The following is a 15,301-nucleotide window of genomic DNA, read 5'->3' as shown; positions in this document are numbered from 1 at the left end:
CCAGCAGCCTGAATGAATTGCAGGCTTGCCGTTTCTCGATCCGCCGCTCATCCTTGGATGCGCGGCGTTTTCATTTCTGCGCCTGAGGGCGCTCAAGCACAGGGTTTAAGCATGGCTCATGATTTCGATCTGTTCGTCATCGGCGCAGGCTCGGGCGGCGTGCGCGCGGCGCGCTTCGCCGCAGGGTTCGGCGCCAAGGTGGCGGTGGCCGAGAGTCGCTACCTGGGCGGTACCTGCGTCAATGTCGGCTGCGTACCGAAAAAACTGCTGGTGTACGGCTCGCACTTTTCCGAGGACTTCGAGCAGGCCGCAGGTTTTGGCTGGACCGTCGGCGAGCATCAGTTCGACTGGCCCACTCTGATCGCCAACAAGAACCGCGAGATCGAGCGGCTCAACGGCATCTACCGCCACCTGCTGGAAAGCAGCGGGGTGAAGCTGCTCGAAGGGCACGCGAGAATTCTCGGCCCCCACGAGGTCGAAGTGGATGGGCAGCGTTTCAGCACCGAGAAAATTCTCGTGGCCACCGGCGGCTGGCCCGTGATTCCGGACATTCCCGGACGCGAGCATGCCATCGGCTCCAACGAGGCGTTTTTCCTCGAGCAACTGCCTGAACGCATCCTCATCGTCGGCGGTGGGTACATCGCCGTCGAGTTTGCCGGAATCTTCAACGGCCTGGGCAGTGCCACTACCCAGCTGTATCGCGGCGAGCTGTTCCTTCGCGGCTTCGACGACACGGTGCGCGAGCACCTGGCCGAGGAGCTGCGCAAAAAAGGCATCGACCTTCAGTTCAACGCCGACATCGCGCGCATCGACAAACAGTCCGATGGCAGCCTCACGGCGACCCTCAAGGATGGCCGCCAGCTGCACGCTGACTGCATCTTCTACGCCACTGGCCGGCGGCCGATGCTCGACAACCTGGGCTTGGAGAACACGGCGGTCAAGCTGCGCGAGGACGGCTTCATCGAGGTCGACGAGCAGTACCAGACCGCCGAGCCTTCGGTGCTGGCCCTGGGCGACGTGATCGGCCGGGTGCAGCTGACGCCGGTGGCGCTGGCCGAAGGCATGGCGGTAGCACGGCGGCTGTTCAAGCCCGAGCAGTACCGGCCGGTGGACTACCAGCACATCCCCACGGCAGTGTTCAGCCAGCCGGCGATCGGTACCGTCGGCCTGACCGAACAGCAGGCCCTGGAGGCCGGCCATGAGCTCAAGATCTTCGAGAGCCGCTTCAAGCCGATGAAGCTGACGTTGACTGCTGCAGACGAAAAGACCCTGATGAAACTGGTGGTCGACGCCAGCACCGACAAGGTGCTGGGCTGTCACATGGTCGGCCCGGACGCCGGCGAAATCGTCCAGGGCCTGGCCATTGCGCTCAAAGCCGGCGCGACCAAGCAGCTGTTCGACGAGACCATCGGCGTGCATCCCACCTCGGCCGAGGAATTTGTCACTTTGCGTTCCGTCACTCGAACTGTCACGCCCGAAAAGGCGTGATGCGTTTCTGCTATTTATAGTGTGCGCCCATAGGCAAAGCCAATCATCAGCATCGACTTTGCCAATGAGCGCTCTGACCCGATAGGGGCTAGGATTAGCCCCATTGAACGATTCATACACCTGAAGGAGAGTCATCCCGATGCCTATCATCAACAGCACCGTCAAACCATTCAACGCCACCGCCTTTCACAACGGCGCATTCGTCGAGGTTTCCGATGCCGATTTCAAAGGCAAGTGGTCTGTCGTGTTCTTCTACCCAGCCGACTTCACCTTCGTCTGCCCGACCGAACTGGGCGACCTGGCTGACAACTACGCCGAATTCAAGAAGCTGGGCGTAGAAATCTATGGCGTATCGACCGATACCCATTTCTCGCACAAAGCCTGGCACGACACTTCCGACGTGATCGGCAAGGTCACCTACCCGCTGATCGGCGACCCGACTCACATCCTGTCGAAAAACTTCGACGTACTGATCGAAGCCGACGGCATGGCTGACCGTGGTACCTTCGTCATCAACCCTGAAGGTCAGATCAAGATCGTTGAACTGAACGACGGCGGCGTTGGCCGTGACGCTCTGGAGCTGCTGCGCAAGATCAAGGCCGCCCAGTACGTCGCTGCCCACCCAGGCGAAGTGTGCCCGGCCAAGTGGAAAGAAGGCGAAGCCACCCTGGCTCCGTCGCTGGACCTGGTCGGCAAGATCTAAGCCGATGCTGTCTATGGCGGGAGTGTCCCGCAAGTAGTTGCAACTCTCGCCCCGAAAACGCCCGGGCGAATACGCTCGGGCGTTTTTTTTTGCTCTAATTTTTTTCAGGATATCGCCCGTATGTTGGACGCCACTCTTAAAACTCAGTTGAAATCGTACCTGGAGCGGGTCACGCAACCGATCGAGATCGTTGCGTCCCTCGACGACGGCGCGAAGTCCCAGGAAATGCTGGCCATGCTGCGTGACATCGATGGCCTCTCGGCCAAGATCACCCTGCATGAAGACGGTAGCGATGCGCGCAAGCCGTCGTTCACCATCAACCGCCCCGACGGCTCGGTGCATCTGCGCTTCGCCGGTCTGCCCATGGGCCACGAATTCACATCCCTGGTGCTGGCGTTGCTGCAAGTGGGCGGCCATCCGTCCAAGGCCAGTGCCGAGGTGATCGAACAGATCCGCTCGATCAAGGGCGAGTTCCACTTCGAAACCTATTTCTCGCTGTCGTGCCAGAACTGCCCAGACGTGGTCCAGGCGCTGAACCTGATGGCGGTGCTCAACCCCAATATCCACCATGTCGCCATCGACGGCGCCCTGTTTCAAGCCGAAGTCGAAGAACGCCAGATCATGGCGGTGCCGAGCGTCTACCTCAATGGTGTGAACTTCGGCCAGGGCCGCATGGGCCTGGAAGAGATACTTGCCAAGATCGACACCAGCGCCAGCGACCGCCAGGCTGAGAAGATCAGCGCCAAGGAGGCCTTCGATGTACTGGTGGTCGGCGGTGGCCCAGCCGGTTCCGCAGCGGCCATCTATGCCGCTCGCAAAGGTATCCGCACCGGTGTGGCCGCCGAGCGCTTCGGCGGCCAGGTGCTCGACACCATGGCCATCGAGAACTTCATTTCCGTGCAGGAAACCGAAGGGCCGAAGCTGGCCGTGGCGCTGGAAGAGCACGTCAAGCAGTACGAAGTCGACATCATGAACCTGCAGCGTGCCGAAGCGCTGATTCCTGGCAAGGATGGCGCACTGCACGAAGTCCGCTTCGCCAGCGGCGCCACCCTCAAGGCGCGGACCGTGATCCTCGCGACCGGGGCGCGCTGGCGCGAAATGAACGTGCCAGGCGAGCAGGAGTACCGCAATCGCGGCGTAGCCTACTGCCCGCACTGCGACGGCCCGCTGTTCAAGGGCAAGCGTGTGGCAGTGATCGGTGGCGGCAACTCGGGCGTCGAGGCGGCCATCGACCTGGCCGGCATCGTTGCCCATGTGACGCTGATCGAGTTCGACAGCCAGTTGCGGGCCGACGCCGTGCTGCAGCGCAAGCTCAACAGCCTGCCGAACGTCAAGGTGATCAAGAGCGCCTTGACCACTGCGGTCACCGGTGATGGCCAGAAGGTCAACGGCCTGCGTTACAAGGACCGTCAGACCAGCGAAGAGCATACCGTGGAACTGGAAGGCATCTTCGTGCAGATCGGCCTGCTGCCTAACACCGACTGGCTCAAGGGCACCATCGAGCTGTCCAACCGTGGCGAGATCATGGTCGATGCTCGCGGTGAAACCGACCTGCCGGGCATCTTCGCTGCTGGCGACGTGACCACCGTGCCCTACAAGCAGATCGTCATCGCCGTGGGCGAGGGCGCCAAGGCCTCGCTCTCGGCTTTCGATCACCTGATCCGCACGTCCGCTCCAGCTTGATGATGGGCTGATGCAAAAAAAACCTTGGCCGCGTGAGCGGCCAAGGTTTTTTTACGACCGGTTAAAGCCGACAGGGCGATCGCTGGGAGGCTTTTGCCTCTCCAGGGGTCGCCGAAGAGGTTACAGCGGCGTCGGCTGAATGATCTCGACCCAGTACTCATCCGGGTCCTTGATGAACGCCAGGCTCTTCATGCGGCCATCGCTCAAGCGCTTCTGGAAGCTTACGCCCAGTTGCTCGAAGCGCTCGCACGCGGCAACGATGTCCGGTACCGAAACACAGATATGACCAAAGCCGCGTGGCTCGCCGTTGCCGTTGTGATAGGCGAAGTTGGCGTCGCTTTGCGTGCCGTGGTTGTGGGTCAACTCGAGAATGCCGGGAATCGACTTCATCCATTCATTGCGCGCGGCATCGTCGGCCGGAATCTGTTGACGGTCTACCAGCGCCAGAAAGTACAAGCTGAACTGGGCGTCGGCGAAGTCGCGCTTTTCCACCAGGCTGAAACCAAGTACCCGGGTGTAGAAGTCCAGTGACTTCTCGATGTCCTTGACCCGCAGCATGGTGTGGTTGAACACGAACTTGGCGGTGGCGCTATCGGGTTGCGCGGTGACACCGGGCAGGCTATTCAATTCTTGCAGGCTCATGGGGACTCCAGAACAGGGATGGGAAACGTCTTGCTCACTGCCTTGTGTGATTGCGACAGGGGGCCAGAGTTCTTTTTTGCAGGAAGGGGATGATACGTAAAAGCGTACCGCAGGCCAAACGTCGACTTTCCTGCAGGCAATAAGAAGCCCGCCGAAGCGGGCATTGGGGCGCTATTCCATTAGCAGATTCCATCCTGGAACAATCGCTGTGAAAATATCGTGAAACTCTTCAGCGTTTGTTCAGCGAGGGAGTCGCCGCCCGCTAAACGGCGGCGTGCTTGTGCCGCTGCCCCCTCAGGTACGCAGCCAGGAGTCGACGGTGGCGGCGCCGTGCTCCTGTTTCCAGGCCTTGAGGCCCCGGTGGTTGCCACCCTTGGTTTCGATCAGCTCACCCGTGTGCGGGTTCTCGTAGACCTTGACCACGCGAGCGCGGCGCTGCTTGGGCGCAGGTGCCGCAGCTTTGCTGGTCAGTTTGCCCGAGCTCTTGCCCGGTTCAAGAATGGCAATGATGTCTCGTAATCCTTTGTCATAATGTTTCATCAAACCAAGGAGCTTTTCTTCGAATTCAATTTCTTTTTTCAGGCCGGCATCGTTTTTCAAGGACTCCAACTGGGCAAGTTGTTCTTGCAATGCTTTCTCGGCGGCGCGAAATTCGGCAAGTCTGGACATGGTTTACCCCATTCAATAGTTTGGCTTTACCCCATTGAGACCGCTCGTAACGGCCCAGCGTTCCTGAGCACTATAGTGCTAGTTGCGCGGCGTGCAAATAAGCAAATGCCAATTAAAATGCAACGGCGAGTCGCCGGCTGACTTGCAGCAGGCGACGGGAACGCAGTTGACGAGGCGGGAGGCGGTAACTAGCGCGGCTGTTGGCGAGGCACCGCGCAGTGTTGTCAGGCCGCTTACTGGCTGTTTGCGGCCCCGGGCAGCTGGGCGCGATAACGCTGATAGACGGTTTCGTAGGCGCTGACGTTTGCCGCGATCGGGTGGGTTTGCGTGGCGCTGTCCAGGCGCACGCAACGCTGGCAAAGCTCGCCCAGGGATTGGCCGCCATCGGCCACGCACCAGGCGGCCTGAATGGCCGCGCCAAGGGCGGCCGCCTCGGTCTGCTCGGTGCACACCACCTCGGTATTCATGATGTCGGCGACGATCTGCCGCCACACCGGGCTGTTGGCCCCGCCGCCGATCAGGCGGATCGACTGGCTTGGCAGCCCGGCGTCGCGCAACAGGTCCAGACCGTAGCGCAGACCGAAGGTAGTGCCTTCGACGGCCGCGCGGCAGAGGTTGGCCTGGTTCAGGTTGGTGCTGTCCAGGCCGAGGATGCTGCCGGTGGCCTGGGGCAGGGCGGGTACCCGCTCGCCGTTGAGAAACGGCAGCATCAGCACGTTGCCGGCGCCGATGGGAGCGCTGGCGACTCGCTGGTTGAAGGCGGCCAGGTCCAGCTCGAACAGCTCGCGGACCATGCCGGTGACGTTGGTCAGGTTCATGGTGCAGATCAGCGGCAGCCAGCCGCCGCTGGAGGCGCAGAAGGCCGCCACCGCAGGTTCCGGCGAGACCAGCGGTTCGGCACTGTAGGCGTACACCGTGCCCGACGAGCCGAGGCTCATGGTGATCGTCCCCGGGGCAATGTTGTCGGTGCCGATGGCGCCCATCATGTTGTCGCCGCCGCCACTGGACACCAGCGCACGGGGGTTGAGCCCGAGTTGCTGGGCAATCGCCGGAAGAATCGGTGCGACCGCCTGATGCGAATCGATCAAGTCGGGCAGGGCCTTCTCCAGCCGGCCGCTGGGGTCGATATGACGCAGCAGGTCGAGGTCCCATTGGCGCGTGCGGATGTCGAAATAGCCGGTGCCGGAGGCGTCGCCATATTCCGCGCGGCAGACCCCGGTCAGCCAGTAGTTGAGATAGTCATGGGGCAGCAGCACGTGGGCGATACGCTCGAACAGCTCGGGGAACTGTTCACGGGTCCACAGCAGCTTGGACACCGTATACCCGGGAGCGATGGCCAGGCCCAGGCGTTCGAGCGAGCCGTGCGTGCCGCCCAGGTAGGTGAGCAGGCGGTCATTCTGCGCGGTGGTTTCGGTGTCGCACCAAAGTTTGGCCGGGCGCAGCACCTGGCCGTCGGCGTCGAGCAGGACCAGCCCGTGCTGCTGGCCGGAAACGCCGACGCCGAGCACCTGCTGACCATCGACCCCGGCCGCCGCCAGCGCCTGGGCAGTGGCTTTGTGCAAGGCCTGCAGCCAGTCAGCAGGGTCCTGTTCACGGCGCCCGTTGGCGCCGCTGTGCATGGCGTAGGCCGCCGAGCCGAGGCCCAGTACCTGGCCGCTGGCGGCGTCGAGCAGCAACGCCTTGGTACCTTGGGTACCGCAATCAATGCCCAGATACAGGCCCATACCTCACTCCTTGGTGGTCTTGCCCAGTTGTTCGAGGGTGCCGGTGACCCCCAGCGTCTTGAGATTGTGCAGTTGACGCTCGAAGGCCGCGACGAATTGCGCCGAATGGGGGATGGCTTTGCCAAAGATCTCGTCGACGCCCAGCACCTTGTGCGTCAACGTGCCGTCGTCGGCCACCAGCGCCTGGCAGAACTCGGCGCGCGGATCGGGGATGCGGTAGGTCGTGCCCTGCTCGTCGACGCCCTTGAGGTACAGGGCCCACGCAGCCACCACCAGGGCGGCGCGGTCGAGGCTGGCGTGATCGGCGATGAGGCGGTTGATGGTCGGTACGGTGAACTTGGGAAACTTCGAGGAGCCGTCGGAGCAGACCCGCTCGAGCTGATCGGCGATGGCCTGGTTGGAGAACCGCTCGATGAGCGTCTGCTTGTACTGGGTCAGGTCGATGCCCGGCACCGGCGCCAGCTGCGGGGTGACGTCCTGGTCCATGTAGGTGCGGATGTAGTCGACGAACAGCGGGTCGTTCATGGTCTCGTGGACGAAGCGGTAGCCCTTGAGAAAGCCCAGGTAAGTGAGGGCCAGGTGGCTGCCGTTGAGCAGCTTGATCTTCATTTCCTCATAAGGCGTGACGTCGTCGGTGAACTGTACGCCGACCTTTTCCCAGGCCGGCCGGCCGTTGACGAATTTGTCCTCCAGCACCCACTGCACGAATGGCTCGCAGACCACCGGCCAGGCATCGTCCACGCCATGCCTGTCGTGCAGCTGCAGGCGGTGGGCGTTGCTGGTCATGGGGGTGATGCGGTCAACCATGGCATTGGGAAAGCTGACGTTCTGGTCGATCCATTCGGCCAGCTCCGGGTCGCGCTGAACGGCGAAGGCCAGCAGCGCCTTGCGGGCCACTGCGCCGTTGTGCGGCAGGTTATCGCAGGACATCAGGGTGAAGGCTGGCGTGCCGCTGGCACGGCGCTTGGCCATGGCTGCGCAGAGGAAGCCGAACACGGTTTTCGGCTGGTCGGGGTGGGCCAGGTCGTGCTGGATCAATGGCAGGTGGCTCATGAATTGGCCGGTGCTGTCGTCGATGCAGTAGCCGCCTTCGGTAATGGTCAGCGAAACGATACGGATGGCCGGGTCGGCGAGCTTGTCGATCAGCGCCTGGGCGCTGTCTTCGGCCAGCAGCATGCCGCTGATGGCGGCGATCACGCGCACTTCGGTGTCGTCGGTGTCGCCCAGTTCGTAGAGGGTATAGAGGTAATCCTGGCCGGCGAGGGCGTCATGCACACCGCGGTCCTCGGCGCGCAGGCCGGCGCCGCAGATGGCCCATTCGCGGCCTTCGCCCAGGTTCATCAGGGCATCGGTGTAGTAGGCCTGGTGGGCACGGTGAAAACCACCCACGCCGATGTGCACGATGCCTTGGTGGGTGTCCGCCAGCTGGTAGGTTGGGCGCTGGATGCGCGGGTCGAGCTGGTCGAGGTTGATTCGGTCAAGTTTCATGGCAGGGTCCGGTTTCGTGGTCTGAAGGTGGCTCAGGCGGCCGCAGCCAGGGGCTTGCCCACGGCAGCGCCATCGGCGTCGAAGAGATGGCAGTACTGCGGGTCGAGGTGCAGTTGCAGCCGTTCGCCATACTGGCTGGCCATGTCGCCGCGGATGCGCATGGTCAGCGGCTCGCCCGACTCGGTCACTACGTGGCAGAAGGTGTCGCTGCCCAGCCGCTCGCTGACGTCGGCGACCACCGCGAAGCCCCCTTGGCCGGCGCCGGCGAGTTCCAGGTGCTCGGGTCGAATGCCCAGGGTCACCGAGCTGCCGACACTCAGGGTCGGGCTCACGCGCGGCAACTGCACCAGCGTGCCGGCGTCCAGTTGCACCTCGCAGCTCTGGCCGTCGATGCGGTTGACCCGGCCTTTGAGAAAGCCCATTTTCGGGGTGCCGAGAAAGCCGGCGACGAACAGGTTGGCCGGGTGGTGATAGAGCTCCAGCGGCGAGCCGACCTGCTCGACCCGGCCACCGTTGAGCACCACCACCTTGTCGGCCAGGGTCATGGCTTCGACCTGGTCGTGGGTCACGTAGATCATGGTCGCCTGCAGTTCCTTGTGCAGGCGTGACAGCTCCAGGCGAGTCTGTACGCGCAGGGCGGCGTCCAGGTTGGACAGCGGTTCATCGAACAGGAAGATCTTCGGGTTGCGCACGATCGCCCGGCCAATGGCCACACGCTGGCGCTGGCCACCGGACAGCTGCTTGGGCTTGCGGTCGAGCAGCGCCCCCAGCTCGAGGATGCGCGCTGCTTCGGCAACCTTGGCGTCGACCTGAGCCTTGTCCTTGCCGGCCAGGTCGAGGGCGAACGACAGGTTCTTGCGCACTGTCATGTGCGGGTACAGGGCGTAGGTCTGGAACACCATGGCCAGGTCGCGCTTGGCCGGGGTGACCTCGGTGATGTCGCGCCCGTCCAGCTCGATGGTGCCGGAGGTGACATCTTCCAGGCCGGCGATCAGCCGCAGCAGGGTGGACTTGCCGCAGCCGCTGGGGCCGACGAACACCACGAATTCCTTGTCGCGTACTTCCAGGTCGATGCCCTTGATGATGGAGAGGCCTTCGAAGCCTTTCTTCAGGTTGCGAATTTTCAGGGTGGCCATGTGCAGATTCCCTTGTAATTGTAGGTTGGGCTTACTTCACGGCGCCGAAGGACAGGCCGCGGACCAATTGTTTCTGGCTGATCCAGCCAAAGATCAGGATCGGCGCACAGGCCAGGGTCGACACCGCCGACAACTTGGCCCAGAACAGCCCCTCGGGGCTCGAATAGGAGGCGATCAGTGCGGTCAGCGGAGCAGCCTGGGAGCTGGTCAGGTTGAGCGACCAGAAGGCTTCGTTCCAGCACAGGATCAGTGACAGCAGCACGGTCGACGCCAGGCCACCCTTGCTGATGGGCAGCAGCACGCGAATCATTTCCTGGGCCAGGGTGGCACCGTCGAGCCGCGCTGCTTCGAGGATGTCGCGGGGGATGTCCTTGAAGTAGGTGTAAATCATCCAGACCACGATCGGCAGGTTGATCAGCGTGTAGATGATGATCAGGGCCAGGCGCGAGTCGAGCAGGCCGAAGGTCTTGGCCATCAGGTAGATGGGCATCAGCACGCCCACCGGTGGCAGCATTTTGGTCGAGAGCATCCACAGCAGTGTGCCCTTGGTGCGTTTGGTCTCGTAGAAGGCCATGGAATAGGCAGCCGGAACCGCGATCAGCATGCACAGCAGGGTGGCGCTGAAGGAGATCACCACCGAGTTCCAGGCGAAGTGGAAGTAGTCGCTGCGCTCCTGGATGTGCAGATAGTTCTCCAGGGTCGGGGTGAAGATGAACTGCGGCGGCGTGGCGAAGGCGTTCAGTTCGGTCTTGAAGCTGGTGAGAATCATCCAGAAGATCGGGAAGAACAGCACCAGCGCGATCACCCAGGCCAGGCATCCGAGGAACACGCTTTGCAGCCGGCGAGATTGTTTGAGCGTCATCATGGCGCGGTCCTCATTGTTTGTCGGTGAGGTTTTTGCCGATCATCCGCACCAGGATAATGGCGGCGATGTTGGCAATGACCACGGCAATCAGCCCACCGGCCGACGCCATGCCGACATCGAACTGCACCAGCGCCTGGTTGTAGATCAGGTAGGCGAGGTTGGTCGACTCGAAGCCGGGGCCGCCGTTGGTGGTGGTGAAGATTTCGGCGAATACCGAGAGCAGGAAGATCGTCTCGATCATGATTACCACGGCGATCGGGCGAGCCAGGTGCGGCAGGGTCAGGTGCCAGAAGATCGCGATCGGGCCAGCCCCGTCCAGACGCGCGGCTTCCTTCTGCTCCTGGTCAAGGGACTGCATGGCGGTCATCAGGATCAGGATGGCGAACGGCAGCCATTGCCAGGAGACGATGATAATGATCGACAGCAGCGGGTAATGCGCCAGCCAGTCGACGGGCTGGGCGCCGAACAGCTTCCACAGCGCGGCGAGAATGCCCGACACCGGGTGGAAGATCAGATTCTTGAAGATCAGCGCGCCGACCGTGGGCATGATGAAGAAGGGCGAGATCAGCAACACCCGCACGATGCCGCGGCCGAAGAACTCGCTGGCTTCCAGCAGCGCGGAAATCAGCACGCCGAACACCACGCTGATCAGCAACACGCTGCCGACCAGCAGCAGGGTGTTCATGGCCCCGGGCAGAAAGCCCGAGTCAGTCACGAAGAAGCTGAAGTTGTCCAGGCCGACGAATTCGTTTTCACCGGGGTTGAGCAGGTTGTAGCGGATCAGCGAAAAGTACAGGGTCATGCCCAACGGCACGATCATCCACAGCAGCAGCAACGCCACCGAAGGGCTGACCAGAAACCAGCCGGGATTGAGGAAATGGCGCTTGCGAGGGACGTCAGCCGTCTCCAGATGCGCCTTGGCAGTATGGGTGTTCATAGTGATAGCCCGAGCCTGTAGGTTGCTCATTGAGGGTGTGGCGAGGCGCAGTGAAGCGTGCTGGCGATGACGGCGCGGGACGCCGTCATCGCCTACGCACGGCAGACGTCTACTTGGGATAGCCCGCACGCTTCATTTCGCGTTCGGTGTAGGTCTGCGCATCCTGGAGCGCCTTGTCCACCGTGCTGCCGCCAGTCAGCGCCAGCGAGAAGGTCTTGCCGACTGCGGTGCCGATGGCCTGGAACTCGGGGATGGTCACCAGCTGGATACCGACATAAGGCACAGCGCGGGCACCCGGGTTTTTCGGATCGGCGACTTTCAGCGATTCCAGCGTGACCTTGGCGAAGGGCGCGGCCGCCAGGTAAGCATCGCTGTAGGTCGACTTGCGGGTCCCTGGCGGTACGTTGGCGACGCCGTCGGTGTCGGCGACGAGCTTGGCGTAGTCCTTGGAGGTTGCCCAGGCGGCGAACTGCTTGGCGGCGTCCTTGGCCTTGGAGCTGGTCGGGATGGCCAGCGCCCAGGAGTACAACCAGGACGAGCCCTTGTCGGTCTTCTCGTGGGGGGCGTAGGTGAAGCCAACGCTGTCGGCGACCTTGCTCTGGGTCTTGTCGGTGACGAACGAGCCGGCCACGCTGGCGTCGACCCAGATGGCGCACTTGCCGCTGTTGAACAGCGCCAGGTTCTCGTTGAAGCCGTTGCTGGAGGCACCGGGCGGGCCATCCTTCTTCATGGTGTCGACGTAGAAGGTCAGTGCGTCCTTCCACTCTGGCCCGGTGAACTCCGGCTGCCATTGCTCGTTGAACCAGCGCGCGCCAAAGCCGTTGGCCATGGTGGTGATCAGCGCCATGTTCTCGCCCCAGCCGGCCTTGCCGCGCAGGCAGATGCCGTATTGCTCCTTGTCCGGCTTGTTGAGCTTGTCGGCGAATTCACCGATCTGGGTCCAGGTCGGGTGTTCGGGCATGGTCAGGCCCGCAGCCTTGAACAGGTCGGTGCGGTAGTAGGTGATCGAGCTCTCGGCGTAGAAGGGCAGGGCATAGAGCTGGCTCTTGGCCGAGAGCCCTTCGCGCACCGAGGGGAAGACGTCGTCCAGGTCATAGCTGGCCGGCAGGTCCTTCATTGGTTCGAGCCAGTCCTTCGCACCCCAGAGTGCGGCTTCGTACATGCCGATGGTCAAAACGTCGAACTGGCCACCTTTGGTGGCGATATCAGTGGTGAGGCGTTGGCGCAGCACGTTTTCTTCGAGCACGACCCAGTTGAGTTTGATATCAGGATGTTGCTGCTCGAAGGTTTTCGACAACCGCTGCATGCGGATCATGTCGCTGTTGTTGACCGTGGCGATGGTCAGCGTCTGGTCGGCAAGGGCTGTACCAGACAATGCCAGGCAGGCAGCCAGGACCGTAGTGCGAATAGAGAACGGTAGGGTTGTGGGCATCGTGCACTCCTGCTCGGGGCCGTGGCCACCGAAGCTTGGTTATTGTTGTTGTGCCTTCCGAAGTGAGGAAGTAGCTCCTGGTGATTACAGACCCCGGAGCCGGTTTATACAAATCCTTGGGCGCACTTTCACTGATACTTTCTTGTACTGGCTCGGCCGCTCGCGGGACCGATGTGAAAGTTTCGTGAAATCGGCAATAGACACTATCGATCCCGATGATTTCTCGGCGTCTGCGCCAGCCGCTACCTTGAACCCACTGATTGGCAACTCGCCCACCTTCTGGATACAAGGAGAACCCCTGATGAAAGCCACGACCCGCCTGCTGTTCGCTGCCCTGATCGTTACCGGCCTCGCCAACCTGACCGGTTGTGCCAATCATCCCGAGTTGCGTCCCTATACCGCTGAAGAAACGCGTGAGCTGGCGCTCGAGTCGCTGGCTCGCCAGGGCCTGCCGTTCGACGAGTTCCAGCGCCGCAAGGCTGAGCTGCTGCACCCCGCGACCGCTGCCGAGCAGGGCATCGCCGATGCTGCAGCCGTTGCCGGCCAGGCGCCACGGGTCAAGGGTTGAGTCCCGCTATTGTGCTGACTGCCGGCCCGCGACTGGCCGCTGTGTCTGCAAATGTTGCTGACGGTTGCCGCAGAGGAGGGTGTGCTCCATTATCTGCCCCTTGATCTGTTTCCCTGCCGGGAAAGCACAGAGTGGCGAGCAGGAGTTCCAGCCCCATGAGTACCCAGTCTTCATCCGTTACCCAGGTCGTTGCGCGCCTGCAGCAGGTTCGCGCGCTGTTGCGCGACGAGGGCGTCAGCGCCTTGCTGGTGCCGTCTGCCGACCCTCATCTTTCCGAATACCTGCCAGCCTATTGGCAGGCCAGGCAGTGGTTGTCGGGTTTTCAAGGTTCGGTGGGTACCCTGGTGGTCACCGGCGAATTTGCCGGCTTGTGGGTGGACAGCCGCTATTGGGAACAGGCTGACAAGGAGCTGTCCGGCAGTGGCATCACCCTCATGAAGCTGCGCCCCGGCCAGCCCGGCCCGCTGGACTGGCTCGCCGAGCAGGCTGGCGCCGGCGACGTGGTCGCCGTGGATGGCGCCGTCATGGCCCTGGCTTCTGCCCGCACTCTGCGCGAGAAGCTGCAGGCGCGCGGGGCCCGCCTGCGCACCGACACCGACCTGGTGGCCTCGCTCTGGCATGATCGCGCGCCGCTCCCAGGCAACCCGGTATATGCCCACCTGCCACCCTACGCCAGTGAGAGCCGCGCCAGCCGGCTTGCCGCCTTGCGCGAAAGCCTGGCCGAACGCGGCGCGCAATGGCATTTCCTGGCGACCCTGGACGACATCGCCTGGTTGTTCAACCTGCGCGGCTCCGACGTGACCTACAACCCGGTCTTCGTGGCCTTTGCCCTGGTGGGGCAGGACAGCGCCGAGCTGTTCCTCGACCTTGGCAAGCTGGACGCCGAGCTGGCCGGGCAACTGCAACACGAAGGGATCGGCCTGCGCGACTACGCCGAAGTCGGCGCGGCGCTGGCGGCGATCCCGGCGCAAAGCGCGTTGCTGATCGACCCGGTGCGGGTCACCTGCGGGTTGCTTGATCACGTTGACGGTCAGGTGCAGTTGCTCGAAGGACTCAATCCCACCACGCTGGCCAAGTCGCGCAAGAGCGACACCGATGCCCGATTCATCCGCCAGGCCATGGCCGAGGACGGCGCGGCGCTGTGCGAGTTCTTTGCCTGGCTGGAATCGGCACTGGGCCAACGGCGGGTCACGGAAGTGGATATCGACACCGAGCTGACCGCCGCCCGCGCGCGGCGTCCGGATTATGTGTCGGCAAGCTTTGCTACCATTGCCGCCTTCAACGCCAACGGCGCCATGCCGCATTACCGAGCGACCGAGCAGTCCCACGCAGTGATCGAGGGCGACGGCCTGCTGTTGATCGACTCCGGCGGCCAGTACCTGGGCGGCACCACCGACATCACCCGCATGGTGCCCGTCGGCACGCCAAGCAGCGAGCAGAAGCGCGATTGCACGCGGGTGTTCAAGGGCATGTCGGCGCTGTCCCGGGCGCGCTTTCCCAGGGGCATCCTGTCACCGCTGCTGGACGCCATCGCTCGGGCGCCGCTGTGGGCCGACAGCGTCGACTACGGGCATGGCACCGGGCATGGCGTCGGCTATTTCATGAATGTGCACGAGGGCCCTCAGGTCATCGCCTACCAGGCGCCCGCCACGCCGCAGACGGCCATGCAGCCGGGCATGATCACTTCCATCGAGCCGGGCACGTATCGCCCCGGCCGGTGGGGCGTGCGGATCGAGAACCTCGTGCTGAATCGAGCGGCTGCCGGCAGCGAGTTTGGTGAGTACCTTGAATTCGAGACGCTGACGTTGTGCCCGATCGACACGCGTTGCCTGCAGCTGGAGCTGCTGACCCAGGAGGAACGCGAATGGTTGAACGACTACCATGCTCAAGTGCGCGAACGGCTCAGCCCGCTGCTCGACGGCGCTGGCCTGGCCTGGTTACAGGAGCGCACAGTGGCAGTGTGACG

General features: G+C 62.9%; 13 protein-coding genes. 5 read left to right on the top strand and 8 right to left on the bottom strand.

Annotated features, from left to right (window positions below; genetic code table 11):
• The first annotated feature begins 111 nt into the window (after positions 1 to 111).
• The 3 genes from gorA to ahpF all read left to right on the top strand — a co-directional run bounded on the left by gorA (position 112) and on the right by ahpF (position 3,874).
• Entirely contained in the window at positions 112 to 1,488 is a 1,377-nt protein-coding gene (gene gorA, locus SFA35_RS17440) for a glutathione-disulfide reductase (RefSeq protein WP_320571784.1), read from the top strand.
• Between the two features lie 139 nt (positions 1,489 to 1,627).
• Positions 1,628 to 2,191 carry an alkyl hydroperoxide reductase subunit C gene (ahpC, locus tag SFA35_RS17435; protein WP_320571783.1) on the top strand — a complete coding sequence of 188 codons (564 nt, stop codon included), beginning with the start codon at positions 1,628 to 1,630 and terminating at the stop codon, positions 2,189 to 2,191.
• A gap of 120 nt (positions 2,192 to 2,311) precedes the next feature.
• Positions 2,312 to 3,874, top strand: a complete 1,563-nt coding sequence (gene ahpF, locus SFA35_RS17430) for an alkyl hydroperoxide reductase subunit F (RefSeq protein WP_320571782.1) — start codon at positions 2,312 to 2,314, stop codon at positions 3,872 to 3,874.
• A gap of 120 nt (positions 3,875 to 3,994) precedes the next feature.
• Here ahpF and gloA read toward each other — a convergent pair whose 3' ends face one another.
• The 8 genes from gloA to SFA35_RS17390 all read right to left on the bottom strand — a co-directional run bounded on the left by gloA (position 3,995) and on the right by SFA35_RS17390 (position 12,767).
• Positions 3,995 to 4,516, bottom strand: a complete 522-nt coding sequence (gene gloA, locus SFA35_RS17425) for a lactoylglutathione lyase (protein WP_320571781.1) — start codon at positions 4,514 to 4,516, stop codon at positions 3,995 to 3,997.
• A gap of 294 nt (positions 4,517 to 4,810) precedes the next feature.
• Complete coding sequence (locus tag SFA35_RS17420; RefSeq protein ID WP_320571780.1) at positions 4,811 to 5,185, bottom strand: histone-like nucleoid-structuring protein, MvaT/MvaU family; 375 nt, start codon at positions 5,183 to 5,185, stop codon at positions 4,811 to 4,813.
• Positions 5,186 to 5,418: 233 nt separating this feature from the next.
• Positions 5,419 to 6,909, bottom strand: a complete 1,491-nt coding sequence (gene xylB, locus SFA35_RS17415; RefSeq protein WP_320571779.1) for a xylulokinase — start codon at positions 6,907 to 6,909, stop codon at positions 5,419 to 5,421.
• 3 nt (positions 6,910 to 6,912) lie between these two features.
• The gene (locus SFA35_RS17410; protein WP_320571778.1) at positions 6,913 to 8,397 is read right to left on the bottom strand and encodes a mannitol dehydrogenase family protein; all 1,485 of its coding nucleotides are present in this window, start codon (positions 8,395 to 8,397) and stop codon (positions 6,913 to 6,915) included.
• A gap of 32 nt (positions 8,398 to 8,429) precedes the next feature.
• Positions 8,430 to 9,533 carry a sn-glycerol-3-phosphate ABC transporter ATP-binding protein UgpC gene (locus SFA35_RS17405; RefSeq protein ID WP_320571777.1) on the bottom strand — a complete coding sequence of 368 codons (1,104 nt, stop codon included), beginning with the start codon at positions 9,531 to 9,533 and terminating at the stop codon, positions 8,430 to 8,432.
• Between the two features lie 31 nt (positions 9,534 to 9,564).
• Positions 9,565 to 10,398, bottom strand: a complete 834-nt coding sequence (locus SFA35_RS17400) for a carbohydrate ABC transporter permease (RefSeq protein ID WP_320571776.1) — start codon at positions 10,396 to 10,398, stop codon at positions 9,565 to 9,567.
• A 10-nt stretch (positions 10,399 to 10,408) separates the two neighbouring features.
• Positions 10,409 to 11,335, bottom strand: coding sequence for a sugar ABC transporter permease (locus SFA35_RS17395; RefSeq protein WP_320571775.1), 927 nt, complete (start codon positions 11,333 to 11,335; stop codon positions 10,409 to 10,411).
• Positions 11,336 to 11,444: 109 nt separating this feature from the next.
• Positions 11,445 to 12,767 (bottom strand): sugar ABC transporter substrate-binding protein, encoded by a 1,323-nt coding sequence (locus SFA35_RS17390; RefSeq protein WP_320571774.1) that lies wholly within the window; start codon positions 12,765 to 12,767, stop codon positions 11,445 to 11,447.
• A gap of 301 nt (positions 12,768 to 13,068) precedes the next feature.
• Here SFA35_RS17390 and SFA35_RS17385 point away from each other — a divergent pair, with 301 nt between their 5' ends.
• Together SFA35_RS17385 and SFA35_RS17380 are read left to right on the top strand one after the other, a co-directional pair.
• Positions 13,069 to 13,335, top strand: coding sequence for a hypothetical protein (locus SFA35_RS17385; protein ID WP_320571773.1), 267 nt, complete (start codon positions 13,069 to 13,071; stop codon positions 13,333 to 13,335).
• A gap of 155 nt (positions 13,336 to 13,490) precedes the next feature.
• Positions 13,491 to 15,299, top strand: coding sequence for an aminopeptidase P family protein (locus SFA35_RS17380; RefSeq protein WP_320571772.1), 1,809 nt, complete (start codon positions 13,491 to 13,493; stop codon positions 15,297 to 15,299).
• Positions 15,300 to 15,301 lie beyond the last annotated feature (2 nt).

This window comes from Pseudomonas sp. HR96 (assembly GCF_034059295.1).
GTDB lineage: Bacteria > Pseudomonadota > Gammaproteobacteria > Pseudomonadales > Pseudomonadaceae > Aquipseudomonas.
Note: the sequence above shows the minus strand (reverse complement) of the source record. Positions and strands in the feature narration are given on the sequence as shown.